Source organism: Metabacillus sp. RB-C-LZQ-3-1, from assembly GCF_058315175.1.
Genome location: NZ_JBZFLI010000027.1, coordinates 1 through 24238, shown reverse-complemented (window position 1 = coordinate 24238; position 24238 = coordinate 1). Strand labels below are relative to the sequence as shown.

The window sequence follows — 24238 nt, the reverse complement described above, 5'->3', positions numbered from 1 at the left end:
CAACGACTGCACTTGCACATCCTGTGCTTCGGAGCTACTACTAAAACTAAGTACAAAATTTTATACTTTCTTATCTGTTAAAAAGGACTGTCTATTGTTGAAACAGTCCTTTTGGCTTTTCTAAAAAGATTGGACGTGCAATCCTTTTCCTTTTTGCCACTCTGCATAGAGAACTTCCTCAGTTCGAAATATATTCTGTTGCTTTAATTGCTCATTAAGCCATGTGTAGTTGAAACCGGCTTCTATTAAGTTTTCTTTTAATACTTTGCCATCACTAATGAGTGTGATCGGAATATACACTTTTTCTTGATTAACTTGAAGATCTGATTTTGTAGGGTTTTCATATTCTGCTTTTTTTAGAACGCTAACTGTACCATCCGTTTCCAGAACAGCATACTCAAGCTCACGAATAGAAAAAACACCCTTTGATCGGATTAAATGTTGCAACTGATTAATGTCGAGCTTACACTTTTTTAAATTTTCTTTTAATATTTGGCCATCTCTTATAATAATAGTTGGACTTCCTTCAAGAAAGCCTCTAGTTTTGCTGAATTTTTGTGTAATCATTTCTAATGTAAAAATTAAAATTCCCCAAACCACAACAGCATAAATAATTTCACCTATGCCAATTTGATCATCAAAAACTGCATTCCCAACTAATTCTCCTAAAACAAGAGCCGAGATAAAGTCAAAGGTAGTGATTTGTGTGATTTGTGTTTTGCCTAATATTCTTGTGATGGCAAAAAGAGCAATAAACCCAAAGCACAGTTCAATTGTTATTTGTCCAAAATGCATGTCCAATCCCTCCGTCACACAAGTCCATATATAGTATCTTTAGCGACATCATGTTTTTTATACAATGAGAATTAGGAGAGAGATTAATGTAATAAAAAAGGAAAGTTAGTAAAGAATAATTAAAAAATCTTCATCTAATGAAGGGGGGATATAAGTGTCGGCAGGCTATAATACACTGACCTCAACTGAGATCACAGCTCTTTGGACGACCTATTTGAACGAGAGTATGGTGAAGTCCATGTTAACACATATGCTCTCAAACCTGGACGATCAAGAAATAAAAGCAGAAGTCCAGCAATCCTATCAAATGGCCCAAAATAACATCAATTTTTTAGTTGAATTTTTTCAGCAGCAAGGTTTTGCGAAACCAATAGGATTTTCGGATGAAGATGTTTATACAAATGCACCTAAATTATACTCTGACACCTTTACATTAATTTATGTAAATCACATGTCAAAGGTCGCTATGCTTGGATATTCAGGATTTTTAGCCATGTGTTTCCGAGAAGATATTAGACTTTTCTTTACAAAATGTTTGCAAGGAGCGGCAAATTTATATAATTCTACCTTAGAAATGGCAATGTCTAAAGGCTTTTTTGTGCAAGCACCATACATAGAAGTACCTGAGGACAATGATTTTGTGGATTCAAAAAAATATCTTCGGGGATTAAATCCTTTTTCGGAAAAAAGACCATTAAATGCTGTTGAAATTTCTCATCTTTATATGAATATTCAAACCAATTCAATTGGCAATAAATTATGTCTGAGCTTTGGACAGACATCTCAAAACAAGGAAATCCAACAATATATGTTAAAAGGAAGCGAAATTTCAAAAAAACATGTAAAGATCTTTACAGACAAATTATCAGAAAGTGATATAATCGCTCCTGGTTCTCCTGACGTTTGTGTAACTGAGTCAACATCACAAACATACTCAGATAAATTTATGATGTTTCAAATATCGTTACTTAGTGCTGCGGGTATAGGAAACTATTCTGCGGCAGCCGGGGCAAGCCAACGAGCAGATTTAGCGGTTGATTATGAGCGGTTATCGATAGAAATTGCTGAATATGCAAAAAGCGGGGCGGATATCATGATTAAACATAATTGGCTTGAGCAGCCGCCGGGATTAAAGGATCGAAAAAAACTTGTAACGAAGAAAAGCTAACCATAGATAGGTTAGCTTTTTTCTACATTGTAAATTATAAATTTCTTGAATTATGGATAACACTTCGACATCCAGCTCCAGCGCCTAGCCCCTCGAGGTCATAAGCCAATTTAGAATTGAAGGCAAAGAACGCCTTCTATTCTAAATCGTCTTATTGCCCGAGGCTGTTTAAGGCGCTTGCGCTTTCCTTAATCATCGTAACATGTGGGATACCTGCATCCATAAATTCGTCTGACACAACCTCATAGCCTAATTTTTCATAGAAGGGAATCGCGTGTGTTTGTGCATTTAGCTTTAGCCTGCTAACACCTTGTTGAGTTGCAAGTTCCTCTAGTTTTTCAACAATTATTCGACCTGCACCATTTTTACGGCTTGTTGATAGAACACAAATTCTTTCAAGCTTTCCAATGCCATCGACGATACGAACGCGTCCGGCACCAACAGGGTTCTGTCTGTCATCATATAAAACAACATGTTCAGCTTCATTCTCAAATTGATCGATTTCTTCTTCTGCAGGTACTTGCTGTTCATCTACAAAAACAGTATTTCTAACAAAAAATGCATCTTCTAGTTGTTCTTTTGTTGTCACGTGTTGTATGTTCAATTATTCGTTTTCCTTTCCTAATAAAAATGTTTCATGGACAGTCCAGGAGCCGTTTTCTAATTGATATAATAGGTGAAAACGATCAATAACTTCTTCATGATGAATATCAAGCATTTTGAGACTGCCTAGAACATCAGAATGCTCATCATCTGATAAGTTTTGTCCGATTGTAATATGTGGTACAAATGCATATTCTGGTTGACCAGCCAGTGATCCTGTATGTAATTTTTCATGAAGGGATTTTAGCTCGTCAGTTGGTTCCACCTTAAAATAAATAACATTATTCACTGGTGAAAATGAGCTTACCTTTTTAATCGATATGTGCAATGGTTTTGTTGCTTCTGCAATCTCGCGTAACTCTTTGGCAACGACTTCTATTTCATTGTCTTCTGCCTCAAATGGTGTTTTTAATGTTAAATGCGGCGGTACTAATGCATAGTGAGTGTCATATCTTTTGCGATAGGAATTAGCTAAGTCTTGTAGCTTTTTTGATGGAAAAAGGGCAATTCCGTATTTCATGTCATTCCCTCCAAACGAATCATTTTAATGTTAGTATAACAAATTTTTAAAAATAAACATATGTACGTAGCGTTCTTCCTGAAATTACTCAAATATGTGTTTGAAAATGGGCGTCAATGAAGGCTGCCAATACTTCCACGTATGATCGCCATCAAATTCTTCATATGTATAAGAGAATCCTTTCTTCTCTATTACCTTTGCAAGCTTGCGGTTAGGTGTGACAAAATCAACGATCTCTCCATCAGTCGTTTTTACGGCTGTTTCTTTTTTACCTATTTGATGATAGATAATAGGGCGTGTAGTTGAAGTGAAATTTTCTGCGATGTCAATTACGTCATCATTTACATACGGTGATTGCAAAACAAGCTTACCAAAGATATTTGGATATGTTAACCCTGTAAGCAACGATACTGTTGCTCCTAAAGAATCGCCGATAAGAGCACGGCCATAGCCGATTTGGTAGGTTGGAAATTCTTGATCCAGATATGGAACTAACTCATGGGCGAGAAACCGTATGTATTGTTTAACCTTTACACCATTTGGATGATATTTATCTCTTCGATCATCTACATTGTTGTATGGTATTCCAACAACAATAACATCCTCAATTTCTTCTTCTTTCATGAGTGCTTCAATTTGTCTGCCAACACGGCCCAACTTAAAATAATCTTGGCCGTCTTGTGCGATTAATAAACTATACTTGTACAAAGGAGAAAAGTTTTCAGGAAGATAAATAAGTAATGTCATTTCTTCCTCTAGCGAAGCTGAATAAAAGGAACGTTCCTTTATGATACCTGTTTGTTTACTCATAATTCTCCTCCTTGATGATACTCTTTAACATATTTGTTTGAAACCCCTTACTATTTTAACACGATGACAGGGATTCATCCTTAAAAATGCATGTAGAAGCAGGGGGAAAAAGGTTTAAAAAATTGGGACAAGGGAATGTATCTAGTAAACCTATTAAATAAAAAGTGGGAGGAGAATCACAAATGAACAAACAAACCTTTTTAAAAAGGAAAGTGGTTTTATCCGGTGTTGCACTATCAACAATAGGTGTTACTTCATATTTATTGAAGGATAAAAAGAGAAAAGAAAAGATGAACTATGGAATACAACGAATAAAAAATAAAGCGAAAATACTTTTGTCTAGAAAAAAAGCGGTCGTAGAAAAAGCTGGCCATCCAGATCCATATGATATAGAAGATAATACAATGGTTGCGGAAGGTTCTATGTATTCTGTGAATTATTTTGATGAGAAAACGAAGTAGAGAAAAAGCCGACAATATGTCGGTTTTTTTTCGTGTATCAATTAAAGTTATACTTATTTTACAATTAAAATTGATTAAACAAGTCAAACTATTACAATAATTATATTGCATTCTATACTTGAATCATGTAAAGTAGTAAAAAAAAGTAAACCTAAAAATTTCATATATTTCTTATCAAGAGAGGCAGAGGGACTGGCCCTATGAAGCCTCAGCAACCGGTTCAAAACGAATGAAGATCAGGTAATTGATATTTTCTTTCATAGAAGATACCTAAAGTTGGTTTTTAAAAGCACCGACAGATGATGGAAAATGAAGCGAACAAAGCGGTTTTGTTTGTTCGAAGCATTTTCCATCATCTGTCGCTGGCTTGCATCGCAAGCCGCAAGCACTTGAGTGCTTTTAAAAAGCCCATATACAATTTATGTAGCTTCTAGTGAATAAGTAAATATTAAGTTAACAAATTCCTATTTAAGATCTTCCACGAGTGCCAAGGTGCTAAATCCAGCAAGCCACACCAGCTTTATGCTTGAGAGATAAGAAGAAGCGAACTTTAAATAACAGCAAAGTCTTCTTCTTAACGAGGAAGACTTTTTATTTTGCCTCAGAACGCTTTCTCTCATGTCCATAATCAATAATTCAAACTTTAGGAGTGACACAAACATGAGCAAACGAATCGAAACGAAATTAGCGCAAATTGGAAATCGAAGTGAAAAAGTAACAGGTACTGTTAATCCACCAGTTTATTTTTCAACAGCTTATCGCCATGCTGGGATTGGAGAATCGACAGGGTTTGACTATATACGTACAGGAAATCCGACTCGATTACTTGTAGAGCAAGCGATTGCTGATTTAGAGCATGGAGATCGAGGATTTGCTTTTAGTTCAGGTATGGCAGCAATTCAAACGATCATGGCTTTATTCCAAAGTGGCGACGAATTAATCGTATCCTCTGATTTATATGGGGGAACATACCGTTTGTTTGAAAGAGAGTGGAGAAAGTACGGATTATCTTTCCAGTATGATGATTTCACAAATCCTGCAGAAACGGAAAAACGGATTAATGATAAGACAAAAGCTCTATTCATTGAAACACCAACAAATCCATTAATGCAGGAAGCAGATATTAAGGAATTAGTAGCTATTGCCAAAAAACATGAAATTTTAGTCATTGTTGATAATACATTCTACACTCCAGTGCTTCAAACACCTATTTTAGATGGAGCGGATATTGTCATTCATAGTGCAACAAAATATTTAGGCGGACATAACGACGTTCTTGCTGGCTTAGTTGTGACAAAAGGTCAAGAATTAAGTGAAGAGTTCTTCCAGCATCAAAATGCAATCGGAGCGGTTTTATCACCATTTGATTCATGGTTATTAATGAGAGGAATGAAAACATTATCCCTTCGTATGAGACAGCATCAACAAAATGCCGGGCAGGTTGCACAGTTTTTAGAGGAGCATCCAGATGTCCTAGATGTTTTGTATCCGGGAAAAGGCGGCATGCTTTCATTCCGTTTACAAGATGAAACATGGGTAAATCCTTTCCTGAAAAACTTGAAAACTATTACGTTTGCAGAAAGCTTAGGTGGTATTGAAAGCTTCATTACGTATCCAGCTACTCAAACTCACATGGATATCCCGGAGGACATTCGAATTGCAAATGGTGTCTGTAACAGATTGTTGCGTTTTTCAGTAGGTGTTGAGCATGCTGAGGATATTATTGAGGACTTAACACAAGCATTTAAGGCAATGAAGGGAGCGGTAACAGTTGAGCAATCATGATTGGTCATTTCAAACAAAATTACTTCATAATGAATCGAAAGTGGATCGCAGCACAGGATCGGTAAGTGTGCCCATCCACCATTCCTCAACCTTTCATCAATTTAATATTGATGAATTTGGAAAGTATGATTATGCACGGTCAGGAAACCCAACGCGGGAAGCATTAGAGCAAGCTATTGCAGAGCTTGAAGGCGGATCAAGAGGCTTAGCGTTTTCTTCAGGAATGGCTGCTATTTCTACCGCATTCTTATTATTATCACAAGGTGATCACGTATTGGTGACAGAGGATGTGTATGGGGGAACATTTCGTATTATTACAGATGTTTTAACTCGTTTTGGTATTGAGCATACGTTTGTAGATATGACAGATCTTCATCAGGTTGCATCTGAGATCAGACCAAACACGAAGGTCATCTATATGGAAACACCTTCAAATCCATTGCTAAAGGTAACAGATATTCAAGGCATCGTGAATTTAGCAAAAGCAAATGATTGCTTAACCTTTTTGGATAACACGTTTTTAACACCAGAGCTTCAAAGACCATTGGAGCTAGGTGTAGATGTTGTGCTTCACAGTGCAACGAAATTTCTGGCAGGTCATAGTGATGTCCTAGCAGGTCTTGCTGTAGTTAAGGACCCGGAATTGGGAGATCGTTTATATAAGTTGCAAAATGCATTTGGAGCAGTACTTGGCGTACAGGATGCGTGGTTAGTCCTTAGAGGCTTAAAAACACTACATGTTCGCCTGCAGCAATCACAAGCATCAGCGTTGAAGATCGCCGAGTTTTTATCAGAGCATCCAAAAGTAGAAGAGGTGTACTACCCTGGATTAAGCTTCCATCCAGGGCATGATACACAGCGATATCAAGCAGACGGGCCAGGAGCAGTGTTATCATTTAAATTAGCAGATGGGGATGCTGTAAGGACTTTAGTTGAGAATGTTCAGCTCCCAGTTTTTGCGGTAAGCTTAGGTGCGGTTGAATCGATCCTTTCGTATCCAGCGAAAATGTCACATGCAGCAATGCCGCCAGCAGAACGGGAAAAACGAGGTATTTCTGATGGGTTGCTGAGGTTAAGTGTAGGATTAGAAAAAGTTGAAGATTTGATTAAGGATTTCGATGCAGCTCTGGAGAAGGTTCCGGCTGTAAAGAAAAGTGAAAATGTGAATGTTTAAAGGATAGAGCTGACTCTTTTAGGGTCAGTTCTATTTTGTATTTATATAATTAAAGAGGGAGGAGGTTTACCAAATAATAAGCTTGATATTCGTTACAAACTATAGAGTTCTTGTATTAGGAATAAGATACTACATCGAAATATTAGAGAGCTAGCTTTCCTTCAAAGTGGGATAAATAGGAAAAAGGATTGAGATTCATATGCATGTACAGCATCATTCCATCATATATAAAAGAGAGCTTGCGCTTTAACTCAATTTTATAAAAGGGGGAACAGAGATGAAAAAAACGCGCCATAGCTTGTTGTTTATCTTCGTCCTTTCGTTCATGATGGTCCTTGCTGCTTGTAGCAGCGGAACTGATTCTGGGAATGCAAATGGGGAAGAAGGCACGACAGAAACCGAAAGCAATTCAGGTGAAAAGCAAGATTTAAGCCTACTAACAGGAGGTACAGGTGGAACGTACTATCCTCTCGGGGGCCAAATTGGGAAAATCATCACAGACAACACAAATGCCAACATTACACCACAAACATCAGGTGCATCAGCTGAGAACATGGAAACCTTAAGGGCGGGTGAAGCAGAAATCGCCTTTTCACAAACAGATATTGCGGCATACGCAATTGATGGACTAGAAATGTTTGAAGGAAACGCCATTGACAATATTCAGGCAATCGGATCTTTGTATCCGGAAACAGTTCAGCTTGTCACAACGAAAGATAGCGGCATTACATCAGTTGAAGACTTAAAGGGCAAAGCTGTTTCAGTAGGAGCACCTGGATCCGGAGCTTATATTAATGCGATGCAAGTATTAGAGGTTCACGGTTTAACAGATAAAGATATCAAACCGCAAAATCTATCATTTGATGAATCAACTGATGGTATTCAAGCAGGCACAATTGATGCAGCATTTATTACAGCTGGAACTCCAACAGGAGCAGTAGAAGCATTATCAGCTCAAAATGATATCGTAATTGTCCCGCTAGAGGATGACAAAATCCAAGCGTTAATTGATCAGTATCCATACTATGCGAAAGATACCGTTGCGGCAGGAACATATAATATTGAAGCAGATGTAAATACAGTAGCAGTAAAAGCGATGTTAGTAGTTACTGACGACTTAGATGAGGAACTAGTTTATGAGATGACAAAATCCTTATTCGAAAACACAGATAAAATCACACATGCTAAGGGCGAATTTATCACACCTGAAACAGCTCTTGAAGGACTAGGAAACCTGGAACTACATCCAGGTGCAGCTAAGTATTTTGAAGAAAAAGGCATTCAATAGAAGCAAAAAGGTTTAAATTTGAAAAGGAATGATGAGAATCGTGTCAAAATGGAAGAGGTTTGTCATATCGCCACTCCCATTTTGACATGATTCAAATATTTTCTGGGAAATAAGTCGAACAGTGATAGAGAAGAGGTATTGACTTAAAGTGATTAACTGAATATAATAGAATATGTAGCTTTAAGTGTTACATAAAATCAAATATTGATCCGATAGTTCAGTGGGAGAACACTACCTTGACAGGGTAGGGGTCGGGGGTTCGAATCCCTCTCGGATCATCGAATTGAAAAGCTCCAAACCCTTGCTAGATAAGGGTTTGGAGCTTATTTTATTTTACTAAAATGTCCGTTAACGGATATTTTCGGCTCGTAGCCATTAAGGTATTTATCAATCGTCCTCCGATCAACTCCCATGTCCGAGCCAATTTACTCTAATTAATTTTCATTTTCAAGCTCTCCATTAACATTTTTAATTTAGCATTAGTACAATTTGTAGTGTATCTAAAAAGTGAAAACTGCCTCTATTTGTCGGAGGAGCTGTTATGCGTTTTTTGTAAACATGTTAAATAGAATATTCTCGAATTTTTGGAGATTTTCACTTTTTGTGTAGAATATTAAAAATATTCAAAATTCTCATTGGAATATTTGGGAAATCATTATATAATTCTTGGTGTACTAGTATTTTAACTATACTAGTGTGGTTCAAGAGTGATTTTTTCACGAGTGTTTGTAAGCGTTATCAATCATTTAAGAGTAATAAAGGGCGCATTACTAGCTATCAGCTGGTGTGGTAGTATACATACGCGCAAGTTATATGAATAGGTGGTCTATTGGAGGTGAAGCATGAATTTATTATCGGAAACAAAAATAAATAATAAAGGGTCTATCAGGGATCATGTTTATACGGCAATAAAGACCCAAATCTTAAAATTAGAACTCGAGCCTGGAAGAAAGATTTCTGAAAAGGAAATAAGTGAAATATTACAAGTAAGCAGAACACCAGTTAGGGAAGCATTTCAAAAGCTAGCGCAAGAAGGGTTATTGGAAATCTATCCTCAAAGAGGAACGTTTGTATCAAGGATTAATCTAGAACAGGTGGAAGAAGCTAGGTTTATGAGGGAAAACATTGAAAGAGGAATTGCTCGACTTGCTTGTGAACATTTTCCTGAGGATTATTTTATCCAATTAGAAACCAATATTGCCATGCAGAAATTATTCGATGCTAAGAAAAATTTTACTAGACTTTATGAATTAGACGATCAATTTCATCAAATCCTTTTTGACGGCTGTAAGAAAAGCAAAACATGGGTAGTTTTGCAGCAGATGAACACCCACTTTAAAAGATTAAGAACTTTGCGTACATCCTCAGGGATGGAATGGGATTTTATTATTTATCAGCATGAACAGATTTTTAACCTTATTAAGAGTAGAGACGCAGATTCTGTAGAGAAGGTGATTACAGAGCATTTGCAGTTAGTGGGAATAGAAAAAAGAGTTTTAAAGGAAAAGTACCCTAATTATTTTGATTAAGTCTTAGGGTCTACGACCATTGGAAAATATCTTTAAGGAGGCAGAAAATTGATTAATGTAGCGATTATTGGGGCAGGAGCTATTTCGCCCGCACATATTAAGGGATATTTGGAATTTCCAGAGAAATGTAGAATTGTAGCCATATCAGATATTTATCAGGAAAAGGCAGCTGAACTTGTCAACGAATATAATCTCGAAGCTGTAACGGTTAAAGATTACAAGGAATTGCTGGATCGGAAGGATATTGATTTGGTTTCCGTTTGTACCCCCCCATACACACATGCTCAAATAGCCATTGATTTCTTAGATGCAGGTAAACATGTTTTGGTGGAGAAACCAATGGCTTCTTCATTGGAAGAATGTGATGCTATGAATGCAGCGGCTGACAGAAACGGCAAAATCTTATCGGTTGTGGCTCAGAACCGTTTCCTTAACCCAATGATGAAGTTAAAACACATACTGGAACAAGATTTGATTGGGCCAATTGTACACGTACAAGTGGATTCCTTTTGGTGGAGAGGTCACTGCTATTATGATTTATGGTGGCGAGGAACTTGGGAAAAAGAAGGCGGCGGTCCCACATTGAATCATGCTGTTCATCATATCGATATATTCCAATGGATGAATGGGATGCCATCTGAAATAACGGCTGTTATGAGTAATACCTCTCATGATAATGCGGAAGTAGAAGACATCTCGATTGCTATTGGACGATACAATAGCGGGTGTTTGGCACAGATTACAAGTTCTGTCGTCCATCATGGTGAGGAACAGCAATTAATTTTTCAAGGGAAAAATGCCCGAATTTCATCACCTTGGAAATTAAAAGCATCAAAATCCAAAGAAAATGGGTTTCCTGAGGAAGATACTCAATTAGAAGAAGAAATTCAACGTGCCTACGATGCACTTCCGGATATTCCATATGAAGGACATCCTGGACAGATTCACAATGTGTTAACAGCAATTGAAAATAATGAAGAAGTTATGATTGATGGATATCAAGGCAGAAAAACACTTGAATTAATTACAGCGATTTATGAATCGGCAAGCTTTGGAAAAACAGTGAAACTGCCATTAAAGGAGGATAGTCCTTTTTATACTAGAGAGGGGGTGTTAAAACAATCAGTTAAGTTCTATGAAAAAACAAAAGCCATTGAAAACTTCGGAACTAACTCTATAAGTCTATAAAAATTGTTTTAATTTGAAAAGATGCGGAGGAAACCAAATGGATAAAATGGATGGAATGAATTATGCACCGAAAGGTCATGTTTCTAAAGTAGTGAAAGAGGGAGAATTTCTTTTCGCAGCCATTGGGTTGGATCATGGTCATATATATGGGATGTGTAATGGATTAATTGAAGCAGGAGGGGAATTAACCCATGTATATGATCCAGATACTAAGAAGGTAAAAGCCTTTTGTGAAAAATATCCTGGAGTTAAGGCAGCATCATCAGGAGAAGAAATTCTTGAAAATCCTGAAATTAAGTTGATAGCAAGTGCTTGTATTCCTTCGGATCGAGGTCCTTTAGGCTTGAAGGTACTGGAGCATGGTAAACACTACTTTGTCGACAAACCAGCATTCACAAAAAGAGAACAACTAAGAAAAGCTCAGCAAAAAACAGCTGAGACAGGACTGAAATGGGGGATTTACTATAGTGAACGTCTCCACGTCGAAAGTGCTGTGTTTGCAGGACAGCTTATAGAAGAAGGCGCTATAGGAAGAGTGGTCCAAGTAATTGGAACTGGTCCCCATCGAGCGAACGTGAACAGCCGCCCAGACTGGTTTTTTGATCCTGAATCTTTTGGTGGAATTTTATGTGATATTGGAAGCCATCAGATCGAGCAATTTTTGTTTTATTCAGGTGCAAAAGATGCAACAGTCCTTCATAGTAAAGTGGCAAATTACAAGTTTAAAGACTATCCATCTTTCCAGGATTTTGGTGATGCCACTCTTGTAGCCGATAATGGGGCTACCTTCTATTTTCGTGTAGACTGGCTTACACCTGATGGACTTGGAACATGGGGAGATGGACGAGTTGTGATTTTAGGAACAGAAGGATATATAGAGATTCGGAAATATATAGATATCGGCAGAGAGAGCACCGCTGATCATGTATATTTAGTCAACCATGAAGGTGAAAAGCATATGCAGGTAACCGGAAGGGTCGGATTTCCGTACTTCGGTGAATTTATTCTCGATTGTTTAAACGGAACTGAACATGCTATGACGCAAGCTCATGCATTCAAGGCGGCAGAGTTATGCATTATAGCCCAAGAAGAGGCCGAAGTTATTGATGAAACATCAGATCAAAAAATGAAAACAAACTCATAACATTTTACACTAGAGAAATAAACGGAAAAATAGCAAAAGGGAATCTTCAATCGTGATCTAGGAAGTAATTAGAGCTCTCTACTTAACCATACTAGCATACTAGTGTGATTAGAATGCAACTAATGAAACTTCGAAACTTCTAAAAAAGCATTGAAAAATAATAGCGTGAATCAACACAAAATTCGTTCTTTAAGGATTATACCTTGATGCTGAACTCCGCAATTCTGTCTATATTCCGATTAAGAGCTTATTCTCATGAATGAGGTCTCTAAACTTAGTGACCTAATACAATAACTACGAATGGCAGATGGATTACATAATCAAGTGTGCTTTTGAACAGGGAATGCGCCAAATGTCGTTCATTCTCGAGTAAATTAAGGAAACGATTCTATTTAGTAGAACGGAGGTTGTAGTTTATGAAAGGAATGGAAAATGATCTTGCTCTGAATAAAAAGAATACCATAGTAACACCTCTGCAAAAGAAGAAGGGATTCCTTTATTATATTAAGCGCGATATTGTACTCTATCTCATGTTAATTATCCCTGTGGCCTATATATTGTTATTTAAATATGGCTCCATGTATGGTATACAGATAGCCTTTAAGGATTACAACATGTTTTCGGGTTTGAGCGAGAGTCAATGGAATAATTTTGCAACATTCAAGGAAATATTTGCATCGCCACAATTTTATCAGGTTGTTAGAAACACATTGGTGCTTAACGGCTTGGATTTAATTGTAGGATTTCCGGCACCAATTATATTAGCTATCCTAATAAATGAACTGGTATTTAAAAGGTTTAAGAAGATAAGTCAGACAATACTGTATATGCCGCATTTCCTGTCCTGGGTTATTATCGGAGGGATTGTTTCTCAGTTGCTTTCACCTACAGGAATGATTAACTCATTAATTACCCGTATGGGTGGCGAGGCTTTACCGTTTCTAACAGATAAATTTGCATGGATTGGAACTTATTCTTTAGTTGGAGTATGGCAGAGTGCAGGGTGGGGGACAATTTTGTATCTTGCTGCTATGACAGGAATTGACAAAGAGCTATATGAGGCTGCTGACGTGGATGGCGCAGGAAGGCTAAGAAAAATTTGGCATATTACTCTGCCGGGTATTAGACCGACCATTGCGATCCTTCTAATCTTGCAGCTCGGTAATATTATGGCCATTAATTTCGACCGTCCATTCACGCTGCAAAACAACCTTGTTATGGATTATGGTGACGTTATCAGTACCTATGTTTACCGTGTAGGTATTCAATCGGCAAATTTTTCAATTGGTGCAGCTGTGGGTCTGTTCCAATCCGTAATTTGCTTAATATTTCTGTTAGCTTCCAATTTTATTACTAAGAAATTAGGCGGGAAAGGAATATGGTAAGGGGGGACTTACAATGTCACAAAAATTAAGAAATAGAGTTTTTGACTATACAGCAGCATTTATTGTTTTAATAGCAGTGTTTGTATGCCTAGTTCCTTTTCTATATGTGCTTTCGGCTTCACTTAGTTCCAATAGGGCGATTATATCCCAGTTAGTTACTATATACCCTATAGACTTTAATATAGAAGCCTATAAAGTTGTATTTACTGACGCTGGTATGTTGTACTCATTGTTTTACACTGTCATTCTGGTCCTGGTATATGCTCTCCTTGCATTGACGGTCACCGTTTTGGCAGCGTACGCGTTGAGTAGAAAAAGGCTCAAGGGAAGAAAAGTTATATTGTTAGTGATGGTGTTTACCATGTATTTTAGCGGTGGTTTGATTCCGGATTATATGCTTGTAAAGGACCTAAATCTGTTGAACACCCCATATGCTCTGGTTCTACCGGGTATGATGAGCGTATTCAATATGATTATCTTGAAATCGTTTTTTGAGAACTTGCCGGAAAGCCTTGAGGAAGCTGCCTACCTTGATGGATGCAATGATCTGCAGGTGCTGCTTCAGATCATGCTGCCTCTTTCCAAGCCGGCACTTGCCACAATTGCTTTATTATACGCGGTATTCAGATGGAATTATTTTCAGGACGCTCTTTTCTATATTACAGACGAAAATCTATATACAATACAGCTTAAGCTGTACAATGTGATCAATATTTCACAACAAATGGCTGGAGAGAATGTTAACTTAAATCTTCCTTCAGAGGGACTGAAAGCAGCCAGTATTATGTTTGGTACAGTTCCAATTCTTCTAGTGTACCCTTGGCTCCAGAAATACTTTGTATCCGGGATTACTCTTGGTGCAACTAAAGGTTAATATGGGTTTGTGAAATTGGTTATTTTAATCTATTCGCAAATTTATATAAAAAATTAAAATTTACAAAGGGAGAGGATTTTTTATGAAGGTAAAGAAACTAAGGTCTTTCTTTGCTTCTTTGACTGCGCTGGCACTTGCTACTGCTTTGGTCGGTTGTCAGAGTAACGAATCAAGTGGCAAACAAAGTGGTACAACCGAGGATACAACAGAACATCGAACTTTAACTGTTGAAGTTTTTGACAGAGGTAAACCTGGACAGCCAGATTTGAATAATAACTACTGGACAAAGTATATCAACGAAACTTTCGGCAAGAAGTATAATGCAACAGTTAAGTTTGTTCCAGTTCCTAGAACACAGGAGGTAGACAAGTTAAATGTATTGATGGCAGCAGGTGAGGCACCTGATATCGTCTTCACTTACAACCAGGGTGTTGTTTATAATTATGCACAACAAGGTGGATTGGCAGAACTTGATTCAGCTCTTAAGGAGCATGGATCTACCCTCACAAATTATCTTGGGGAAGATTTATTAAAGTATGGTAAGTTTAACGGTAAACAGTATGCAATACCAGGTAAGAGAACTGTACTTCTGGGAATGAATACATTTATCCGTAAAGACTGGCTCGATAAACTAGGTCTACCTGTTCCTACTACACCAGAAGAGTTCTATAACACTATGGTTGCATTCAAAGAGAAGAATCCCGGAAATGTAAGCGGTGTTATTCCTTATGGATATGCACTTCAACCTGCATATCCAGGGTTAGGTTATATACCAGAAGCCTTTAAACCATCTGATCTGTCTGAAAAAGAGTTTGCTACACTTCAGACAAGTCCAGGTTACCAGGACAACTGGAATTTACCAGGATTTAAACAAGCTGTTCAATATATGAACAAGATGTATAATGAAGGATTGATTAGCCAAGGTTTCGCTACGGACAAAGATGCAAAACAGTTAGATGCAGATGTTTCCAATGGGAAAGTTGGAGCATTTACCTCGAACTGGGATGGTCCGTTCAGGACAGCTCCTGGTACCCTTACCAATCTTAAAAAGAACGTCCCTGGTGCAGAACTTGTGCCTATTGATCCTTGGATGAATGATGCAGGAAAACATCCGAAGGCAGGTTACGCTCCTAATGGTATGTATATACTTATACCGAAAGCAAGTAAAAATGTTGACCTTGCAATAAAATATCTTAACTGGATGGCTGACCCGGAGGTAACCCTTTTCCTTCAGAATGGTAAGGAAGGCGAAGATTACAACATGGTCAATGGTGTTCCAGTACAGACAGGAACGACAAATTCAGGTGAGAAGATGATGACTGTTGCAAACAACCTTGACTATGATATCCTTTCAAACGGTATCGAGCTAGGTGATCCAGAGAAGAACGTTGCAGCTATCTCTGCAGGATATCCAGGTTTTGAAAAGGAAGTAGAGAATGCATTAAAGGTGGGGTCTGTGGATTACTATCCTCCTTACTACTATTCGACACCGAATTCTGCCGATGCGAAATACAATGCCTCGCTTAAGAATCTCTCTGCTCAGATGCTTGCAAAATTAATTGCTGCTAAGCCATCAGAAGTAGACAGCCTGTACAAAACATTGGTTGATCAGTACATGGCGCAGGGAGGACAGGCGGTTTATGATGAGTATGTAAAGAATTACAATGCTCAAAATAAGAAATAATTTGTTTGCCAATTTTAATTTCTAGAGCCACTTTTTATCTTTTGGAAAAGTGGTTCCTTTCCTTTTTTAACTATCACCATAAATAACATTTCTAAAGGGGTATCACCTCTTTGACTACCTTTGGTTACGATGCTTTTCATATTCTATGGGTAATCATTTAGAGTCTTGGTATCGATAAATGAGAGAAGGAATTGAACAATGCAGACAAATACATTTCAGTTTGAACCAATAAAGAAAAATTCAATCGTGTTAGAATTGACGAGAAAATTATTAGACTATATTTTTTCCGGAAGTATTCAACCAGGAGAAAAATTGCCTACTGAACGCCAACTACAAGAAGCACTAGATGTTGGCCGATCATCTATTAGAGAAGCGATTAAAGTGCTTAATGTATTAGGGATCCTTGAAGTTAGACAAGGAGACGGCACATATCTTACAAAAGCAAATTCAGGGTTCTTACTAGAGTCAATTGAATGGGGATTGCTTTTAGGTGAAAAGCATATAATGGATATTATTGAAGCGAGGAAAGAAGTAGAAATCTCCATTGTGAAATTTGCTGCAGAGCGTTGCACCGAAGAAGAAATTAAGGAGTTAGAGGTTATTTTAAAAAAGCTTAAAGATTCATCAGTAGAAGATTTTGTTGAACTCGATATTGCTTTCCATTTAAAACTGGTAGAAATGTCTAAGAACTCAGTTTTTAAGAGTATATTTATGAGTATTCAAACACTTCTAAGAACTTGGATAAAACTTGTAATGAGTAAGGTTACCGATACAGATTTTTCTTATCAAGATCATTTAAATATCTATTTAGCAGTATCTCAGAAAGATGTAGCGGCATCTGAAAAAGCCATGAGGGAACATATGGAGGATGCAACTCGAAGGTTAATTGAAGAGATTGAAGAATTTAATAAGAGGCAGTAGAAGCCTGCCTTTTCTGTTCATTTTGGTTGACCAATTGATGATCAAGGAGCGGTTTAATATGAATTTTAACTTTTTTATTCCCACTACGGTAAAAGTGGGAAGAGGGATATCCAATAGTATTGGTAGCTTTCTTCAATCGATGGGTCATGAAAAAGTATTTTTAGTGACGGACAAGGGAGTAAAAAATGCTGGTGTTTTAGAATCAATTGAAAGCTCTTTACATAAGTCGTCGATTTCTTATGAGACATTCGATGAGGTCGTTCCTAACCCAACTTCAGAGAATATTATGTTAGGGGTTCAACTTTTAAAGGAATATAACCCGAATAGTGTTTTAGCTGTTGGAGGGGGTAGTAGCATTGATACTGCTAAGGCAATTGCGATAATGGCCGGTAATACAGGTGATATTTTAGACTACGAGGGAGTTGGCAAGATATCAAATCCTGGTCTTCCATTAACAGTAATCCCTACTACAGCTGGAACAGGAAGTGAAGTGACAGCTTCTACAATTGTAACAAATACGAAAACTCATTTTAAAGCAGCTGTCATTAGTCCATTTCTTTTTCCAACTTATGCATTTCTTGACGCTCAATTAACTATTAATCTACCAAGTGATATTACTGCTGCAACTGGAATGGATGCGCTCACTCATGCGATTGAATCGTATACATCAAAAACGACAAATCCTGCAAGTGAAGCATTTTCCCTTTATGCGATTGAGATGATAGCGAAAAATATAGAAAAAGCTTATTTCGTTGGAAGTGATCTTTCCAGCCGTGAGAATATGCTCGTGGCTTCAATGTTGGCCGGTGCAGCCTTTTCTCAATCTCGTTTAGGGAATGTTCATGCCATATCACATACGCTTGGCGGTGTTTTTAATATCCCCCACGGTATAGCTAATGCCACATTATTACCATTCGTATTGAAATTTAATTTACCAGCTTGCCCTGAAAAAATGGCTAATATCGCACGAGCGTTAGGTGTGGATACAAGTCAGTTAACTGTTCAACAAGCGGCAGAATCAGCCATTGATGCTGTGATTCACTTAAATAAACAATTAAATATTCCTTTAAATATTAAAGAATTGGGAGTCACTTTAGATAAATTACCAAAGCTTGTCGAAGACTCGATGAGAAGTGGAAACGTTTTAATTAATCCAAGATTAACTAAAGCAACAGATATAAAAGCAATAATTGAAAATGCTTACCATGGAGTCCTATAAGAGACTAAAGAGATGAGGAAATTGGCTCAAGCTCAATTTGAATTTGTCCGATTATAATGTATGGTGAAATGATTGGAAGGTTTTCAATAACGATAATGAGTAGAGATGAAAACACGATATAATTGGAGCAAGGAAAGCTGGAATAAGGTAATATATACAAAGGACAATAAAATAAAGTAAGAAGTCTAATGAAGTTATACGGGGGATTTACAGAACAAAATTGAATACTACAGTCATCAATTACTTTCAGTAAAGATAAGGTACTGAAATGATGATAAGTTTGTAAAACAAAGCACCCCTTACTTCTTAGTCAAGAAGTAAGGGGTGCTTTGTTTAGTCTATTTATACTTATGTAAAGATTAATCAATAGATGATTAAGGCAGTACATTGCCTGCTGCACGAAAGATATCATACCATTCCTCACGCGAAAGATGTATGTCGCTTGCATTACAGCAATCTTTTAACCTGTTTATATTCATCGTGCCGATAACTGGTTGCATATTTGCCGGATGGCGTAATAGCCATGCGATTGCAATAGTAGTATTGCTAACTTCATATTTGTTGGCGATTTCATTAATCTTTTCATTCAATTCCGGAAATTTGTCGTTTCCAAGGAATACACCTTCAAAAAATCCATATTGAAAAGGAGACCAAGGCTGAATCGTGATATCGTGTAGTCTGCAGTAATCTAGAATGCTGCCATCTCTATTTATAGCAGAATCATTCTCCATGTTCACATTAAAACCATTTGAGATCATGTTTGCGTTCGTAATACTTAATTGAAGCTGATTTGCCACAATCGTTTGTTTAACTGATTTTTTTAGGAGTTCAATTTGCATTGGGTTTTGGTTGGAAACACCGAAATAACGCACTTTGCCTGAACTTTCAAGTGTATCAAAAGCCTCTGCAACTTCTTCTGGCTCAACTAATGTATCTGGACGGTGAAGAAGAAGAACATCTAGGTAATCTGTATTTAATCGTTTTAGAATTCCGTCAACAGATTCTAATATATGTTCTTTTGAAAAATCGAACATTCCTTTTCGTATACCACACTTCGATTGAAGAAAGATGTTTTCACGAATATCATCATTCATGTGAATCGCATCTGCAAAAATTTCTTCACACTCTCCACCACCGTAAATATCAGCATGGTCGAAGAAGTTAGCGCCTAATTCCAGTGCTGTTTGAACAAATTTCTCAGCTTCATTTTTTTTAAGTGAATTAATACGCATACACCCGACAGCAACGGCTGGCACTTCTAATATGCTGTTTCCAAGTTTAATTGTTTTCATCATTATAATCTCCTTATTCTTGTAATAGAGTACTAGATTAAGCGTCAGTTACATGTAGTGACATATAAACCTTATTCAATGTGAAAAAATAAGGCATTTTCTTTATTTCCACCTCATATGTCTATGACTAAGTTAAATTCCTTTCTTCATTCACAATTGAATAAAATAGGTAATTTAAAAATACGGTTAACCACATTATCGTATTATTGATTACCTAATTTTATTTTAATAAAGTAAGGAAAATATTTATAGTACTGAAAATTTTTTAAGATACTTACAATAACTTTACTTACTATATAATATTTCACTAATATAAATGGCCATTGTACTCTAAATTGTATGCTTTTGCATAAAAATCAATAGTCAAAAGTCCAATTTAAAAGATTTGGGTTTTAGTTTTAAGAGATTATTAGTATCGTTTAAAATACCTGGAGCAATGTTGTTAAGAATTCAACGAGTAGCATATACCACGGTGTGAAAATTAAAAAAGAAGGAGAAAAAGGGATGAATACACTGAAAGAACCATTTAATTTTCCGGTACGGGAAAACACAAAAAGTTTTCTTGAAATCTTAAATGTAGAAACTGGTGTAAAAAGAACGTTGGCAACATTTGATCAAGTTATAGAAGCGCCAAATTGGACTCGTGATGGCAAGCTTATTTATAACAGTGGGGGTTATATTTACTCCTTTGACATCACTACTCTCAAATCGAATGTTCTAGATTCGGGATTTGCTACTTTTTGTAACAACGATCATGTCTTGTCTCCAGACGAATCTCATATTGCGGTTAGTCATCATACTTTGGAAGACCGTCAATCGCGCATTTATATTTTCCCGATGAAGGGGGGGAATCCGACTCTCATTACGCCTATGGCACCATCCTATTTGCACGGCTGGTCACCTGATGGTAGTACATTGGCTTACTGTGCTGAACGGAACGGGCAGTATGATATCTATACAATCCCATCAAGCGGTGGGGTGGAAAAGCAGTTAACTGACCTCCCGGGACTTGATGATGGTCCAGAATATTCTCCTGACGGTAAGCATATCTGGTTTAATTCAACACGCTCTGGGTTAATGCAAATATGGCGCATGAATGCTGATGGCAGTGAACAGACACAAATGACATTTGAAGAAAGCAATAATTGGTTTCCTCATGTATCTCCAAATGGTGAAAAAGTAGTGTATATTTCTTATCGTAAAGGGGATGTCGAACCTGGAGATCACCCAGCTAATAAAGACGTTGAGTTGCGAATAATGTCAAGTACCGGTGGTGATTCCCGCTTGCTCCTAAAGCTGTTTGGGGGTCAAGGTACTATTAATGTGAATTCTTGGTCTAAAGATAGCAAACAAATTGCTTTTGTAAGGTATGAGCTCAAATAAATGGACTAATACTTATTTAACTCAGTTTTATTACATTTACCTATGTTTTTCCCCACCCATTATTGACATGGTAGGGTGCGATCGAATCCCTCACGGATTATCATCAAACAAAGAAGAGCCAAATCCTCGGTAGAAAAAGGATTGGATCTTTTTTTGTTCTTGATTCGTTTTGGACAGTAATGCGTATACCTAATGATACTAGTAATATTAATATGAATTACTATATTGTTTACCTCTTTCGAATTTTGGAAGCCATGTGCTTCAATTAACTCGCACACATTGCAACGATCTTATCGATGGTTAACTCACTGGCATTGAAGCTTGATAAATATGTTCCCTCTCTTTCGAGAAACTGCTGCTCCGATAGTTAAAAGTTGTGTATTAATATTTGTACGTTTAGTGCTGCCAATTGTTCCGGAAGATCTCCAATATACGAAGGAGCTCATACACTTTTTTCTATTAAACGAAATTTTATCCTTAGTGCAGAAAGGATTAGGTCTTAAATTTTATTTTTATAATTAGAAAAAAGTGATAAGATGAAGGTAGGATAGCTTTTTAATGTTGGGGCAGGATGGTGATTCCTCTTTTAAATACACACAAAATGAAAGCGTTGTCTTTTTGGAAGGGGGGCTTTGTACTTGAAAACAAAAACAACCAAAGTATTTAGAAGATTCTTATTATCTTATGTTATTATTCTTATATTTCCACTTATTACCGGATTTATATCGTACCAAGTGTCAATTGATGTTGCAAAGACAAGCTCCATTGATACGAGCAAATTGATTTTAAACAAGAGTAAAGAAATTTTAGAGAGCAGAATCATGGAGATTGAAAGATTTACAAGACAGATTGCTTTAGAGGATTTTAATCAACATTTAACGGCAAGAACAGAATCTAATGCGATTGATATTTATAGCTTAAGAGAAACCTCACGTTTTATTTCAAAATATACTCATTCGAACGATTTTTTAGAGGATTTTTATATTTATTTAAAAAATTATGATGCTGTACTAAAAGAGGGTGCCGTTTTTTTTAGAGTTGACCACTTCTATGAAACTTACCATTATAATGATCTCTCCTTCGTCCATTGGAAAAATACTATTTTGCATGGAAATTATCAAGGCGAAATACTCCCGCTTCGCTCATATACGAGTAAGAATAAGGAGCTTTCTGTCATTACATATCTTCAATCTCTTCCTTTCAATAGTTTTAATCAACCATTAGGTACAGCAGTTTTGACAATAGATCAGCGGAAAATAAATGTACTATTAGAAGGAATATCTAAGCAGTATGGAGGCTGGGCCATTATCACTGATAAAGAAGGAAATCTAATTACAATAATGGGTATTAATGAATCTCATGCTAAAGAAATTGTCAAAAAGTATACAAAAGATACAGGCTCAATTAACGAAGTAATAGAAGATGAAACGATGTTATTATCTATACAGTCTGATCTCAATGGATGGAATTATGTTGCAGGTATACCTAAAGAAGGATTAATGGAAAAAGCGGAGGCTATCAAACAAATAACTTTGGTTGTTACATTTAGCACGCTTATCATAGGGATGTTACTCTGTTTAATTCTTGCTTACCGTGATAGTACACCAATCCACAACTTAATAGATGTTGTTAGAGAGCAAATTGGTCCGGATACTTCTAAACATCATAATGAGTTTGACTTTTTACATGGTAATATTTCGAAGTTAATATCTAATAACAAACTTTTAAAGAGAGAAATAACGAACCATAAAGATATATTGAAGGATTCCTTTATAAAAAGTTTACTAAGTGGAGAATTTTATTATCAAGAAGGTATGATTGAAAGGGCAGAACAATTAAATGTGCTCTTTAGAGGAGAGTTTGGATATGTATGTATTTTAAAAATAAATGGTTATGGTGATATGGAGAATAAAGAAATTCATAATGAGTTAAGTGCATCCCGTTTCCTCATTAAACGAACGATTAAAGAACTAGAACCCTCCATTATTATGACGGATTTAAATTTAGATAAGATTGTTATGATCTTAACTGATAATCGTGAAAATAAAATAAATGCCTCGGATGAGTTAAAACATCTTTTAAAAGAACTTAGTTCATCAGTAGCTAATTCTTATCGTATATCTATATCAGCCTATGTAGGGAAACCATTTCAAAATTTTAAAGAAATAAATCGTTCTTATTCCGAAGCGAAGCAGGCATTAGATTCCACCTTCGCTGAAATAAGAAAGAGTGAGATACTTTGGTATCAAGATATGGCTAGAGAAACAAGTATGTATTATTATCCAATGGATCTTGAACTTCGACTGATAAATGCGATGAAAACAGGGGAAGCATACGATATAAAACAAATAATGACACAAATTTTTCAAGAGAATTTTGGTGATAGAGAACTATCACCAAAGATTGTGGAACAATTACTGGAAGAAATAAAATCCACGCTGATAAAGGCTTGTTACTCGGCTACTTCTCAAAGCTCCGAGAATTCGATCAAATTGGTGAATAGAGTTTTACAAGTTCATTTAAATCTTGGAATAAATCATGTTTGGAAGGAATTTGAATCGATAGCTGATGAATATTGTAGCTTGGTTAATAAAAGAAAAAAGGAATCAAATGATCAGGTAATTAAGTTAATTATTGATTTTTTAGAAGATCAATATCATGATCCAGATTTATCATTATATCGAATTTCGGAAAAGGTAGGTTTTCCTGAAAAATTTGTTTCCCAGCTCTTTAAAGAAAAACTAGGTGAATATGTATCAGATTATCTTGAAAAAATCCGTATTAATAAGGCTTCAAAGTTGCTCCTAGAGACCGATATGACAATAGAGGAGATATCAAGTGAAGTTGGCTATAATTCTGCCCATTCATTTCGAAGGGCTTTTAAGAGGGTCTTACATGTCACACCGAAAGGTTATAGACAAGCCAGCTCTTGAACCACATTGAAAAATTGTTCAACTTTACATTCAAATAAGTACATTTTCTTCTTTGAACAAATAGATCATTTTCTATTTGTTT

Annotated in this window: 20 protein-coding genes, 1 tRNA gene and 1 riboswitch; of the genes, 16 read left to right on the top strand and 5 right to left on the bottom strand. The window is 36.6% G+C overall.

The genetic code is table 11. The annotated features are described in order from the left end of the window. Nucleotides 1-120: 120 nt before the first annotated feature. A complete protein-coding gene (locus tag AC4GZ8_RS24220; protein WP_491084445.1) occupies nucleotides 121-795 on the bottom strand; it encodes a YetF domain-containing protein in 675 nt (224 codons plus the stop codon). A 154-nt stretch (nucleotides 796-949) separates the two neighbouring features. On the opposite strand from AC4GZ8_RS24220, the gene AC4GZ8_RS24215 reads away from it, so the two are divergent. After that, nucleotides 950-1963: a DUF3231 family protein gene (locus AC4GZ8_RS24215; RefSeq protein ID WP_491084444.1), complete on the top strand. Its 1014-nt coding sequence runs from the start codon at nucleotides 950-952 to the stop codon at nucleotides 1961-1963. 151 nt (nucleotides 1964-2114) lie between these two features. Here AC4GZ8_RS24215 and AC4GZ8_RS24210 read toward each other — a convergent pair whose 3' ends face one another. From AC4GZ8_RS24210 to AC4GZ8_RS24200, 3 genes are all read right to left on the bottom strand, one after another. Further along, nucleotides 2115-2567: a GNAT family N-acetyltransferase gene (locus AC4GZ8_RS24210; RefSeq protein ID WP_491084443.1), complete on the bottom strand. Its 453-nt coding sequence runs from the start codon at nucleotides 2565-2567 to the stop codon at nucleotides 2115-2117. After that, nucleotides 2568-3086 carry a YjcG family protein gene (locus tag AC4GZ8_RS24205; protein WP_491084442.1) on the bottom strand — a complete coding sequence of 173 codons (519 nt, stop codon included), beginning with the start codon at nucleotides 3084-3086 and terminating at the stop codon, nucleotides 2568-2570. It lies immediately after the preceding gene. A gap of 84 nt (nucleotides 3087-3170) precedes the next feature. Further along, nucleotides 3171-3896: an alpha/beta hydrolase gene (locus tag AC4GZ8_RS24200; RefSeq protein ID WP_491084441.1), complete on the bottom strand. Its 726-nt coding sequence runs from the start codon at nucleotides 3894-3896 to the stop codon at nucleotides 3171-3173. 182 nt (nucleotides 3897-4078) lie between these two features. On the opposite strand from AC4GZ8_RS24200, the gene AC4GZ8_RS24195 reads away from it, so the two are divergent. From AC4GZ8_RS24195 to AC4GZ8_RS24135, 13 genes are all read left to right on the top strand, one after another. After that, nucleotides 4079-4357, top strand: coding sequence for a YbyB family protein (locus tag AC4GZ8_RS24195; RefSeq protein ID WP_491084440.1), 279 nt, complete (start codon nucleotides 4079-4081; stop codon nucleotides 4355-4357). Between the two features lie 168 nt (nucleotides 4358-4525). Continuing rightward, nucleotides 4526-4663: riboswitch (SAM riboswitch) on the top strand. Nucleotides 4664-5017: 354 nt separating this feature from the next. Next, nucleotides 5018-6142, top strand: a complete 1125-nt coding sequence (locus AC4GZ8_RS24190) for a methionine biosynthesis PLP-dependent protein (protein ID WP_491084439.1) — start codon at nucleotides 5018-5020, stop codon at nucleotides 6140-6142. After that, the gene (gene metC / locus AC4GZ8_RS24185) at nucleotides 6129-7316 is read left to right on the top strand and encodes a cystathionine beta-lyase (RefSeq protein WP_491084438.1); all 1188 of its coding nucleotides are present in this window, start codon (nucleotides 6129-6131) and stop codon (nucleotides 7314-7316) included. Before AC4GZ8_RS24190 ends, metC begins: the two co-directional genes overlap by 14 nt. A gap of 277 nt (nucleotides 7317-7593) precedes the next feature. Further along, nucleotides 7594-8604 (top strand): TAXI family TRAP transporter solute-binding subunit, encoded by a 1011-nt coding sequence (locus AC4GZ8_RS24180; RefSeq protein WP_491084437.1) that lies wholly within the window; start codon nucleotides 7594-7596, stop codon nucleotides 8602-8604. 206 nt (nucleotides 8605-8810) lie between these two features. Beyond that, a tRNA-Val gene (locus tag AC4GZ8_RS24175) sits at nucleotides 8811-8882 on the top strand. Between the two features lie 564 nt (nucleotides 8883-9446). After that, on the top strand, nucleotides 9447-10133 hold the full coding sequence (locus tag AC4GZ8_RS24170; RefSeq protein ID WP_491084436.1) for a GntR family transcriptional regulator: 687 nt from the start codon (nucleotides 9447-9449) through the stop codon (nucleotides 10131-10133). A 48-nt stretch (nucleotides 10134-10181) separates the two neighbouring features. After that, nucleotides 10182-11321 carry a Gfo/Idh/MocA family protein gene (locus AC4GZ8_RS24165; RefSeq protein WP_491084435.1) on the top strand — a complete coding sequence of 380 codons (1140 nt, stop codon included), beginning with the start codon at nucleotides 10182-10184 and terminating at the stop codon, nucleotides 11319-11321. Nucleotides 11322-11358: 37 nt separating this feature from the next. Further along, on the top strand, nucleotides 11359-12465 hold the full coding sequence (locus AC4GZ8_RS24160) for a Gfo/Idh/MocA family protein (RefSeq protein ID WP_491084434.1): 1107 nt from the start codon (nucleotides 11359-11361) through the stop codon (nucleotides 12463-12465). 416 nt (nucleotides 12466-12881) lie between these two features. Continuing rightward, the gene (locus tag AC4GZ8_RS24155; protein ID WP_491084433.1) at nucleotides 12882-13850 is read left to right on the top strand and encodes an ABC transporter permease; all 969 of its coding nucleotides are present in this window, start codon (nucleotides 12882-12884) and stop codon (nucleotides 13848-13850) included. Between the two features lie 13 nt (nucleotides 13851-13863). Beyond that, entirely contained in the window at nucleotides 13864-14724 is an 861-nt protein-coding gene (locus tag AC4GZ8_RS24150) for a carbohydrate ABC transporter permease (RefSeq protein ID WP_491084432.1), read from the top strand. 145 nt (nucleotides 14725-14869) lie between these two features. Beyond that, nucleotides 14870-16408, top strand: coding sequence for an extracellular solute-binding protein (locus AC4GZ8_RS24145; protein WP_491084431.1), 1539 nt, complete (start codon nucleotides 14870-14872; stop codon nucleotides 16406-16408). A gap of 198 nt (nucleotides 16409-16606) precedes the next feature. Further along, nucleotides 16607-17329 (top strand): FadR/GntR family transcriptional regulator, encoded by a 723-nt coding sequence (locus AC4GZ8_RS24140; RefSeq protein ID WP_491084430.1) that lies wholly within the window; start codon nucleotides 16607-16609, stop codon nucleotides 17327-17329. Nucleotides 17330-17387: 58 nt separating this feature from the next. Further along, the gene (locus tag AC4GZ8_RS24135; protein ID WP_491084429.1) at nucleotides 17388-18548 is read left to right on the top strand and encodes an iron-containing alcohol dehydrogenase; all 1161 of its coding nucleotides are present in this window, start codon (nucleotides 17388-17390) and stop codon (nucleotides 18546-18548) included. Between the two features lie 374 nt (nucleotides 18549-18922). On the opposite strand, the gene AC4GZ8_RS24130 is transcribed toward AC4GZ8_RS24135, so the two are convergent. Continuing rightward, entirely contained in the window at nucleotides 18923-19840 is a 918-nt protein-coding gene (locus AC4GZ8_RS24130; protein ID WP_491084428.1) for an aldo/keto reductase, read from the bottom strand. Between the two features lie 504 nt (nucleotides 19841-20344). Between AC4GZ8_RS24130 and AC4GZ8_RS24125 the strand changes: the two genes are divergently transcribed. Together AC4GZ8_RS24125 and AC4GZ8_RS24120 are read left to right on the top strand one after the other, a co-directional pair. Continuing rightward, entirely contained in the window at nucleotides 20345-21223 is an 879-nt protein-coding gene (locus AC4GZ8_RS24125) for a TolB family protein (protein WP_491084427.1), read from the top strand. A gap of 638 nt (nucleotides 21224-21861) precedes the next feature. Then, entirely contained in the window at nucleotides 21862-24156 is a 2295-nt protein-coding gene (locus AC4GZ8_RS24120; protein ID WP_491084426.1) for a helix-turn-helix domain-containing protein, read from the top strand. The last annotated feature ends 82 nt before the right edge of the window (nucleotides 24157-24238 follow it).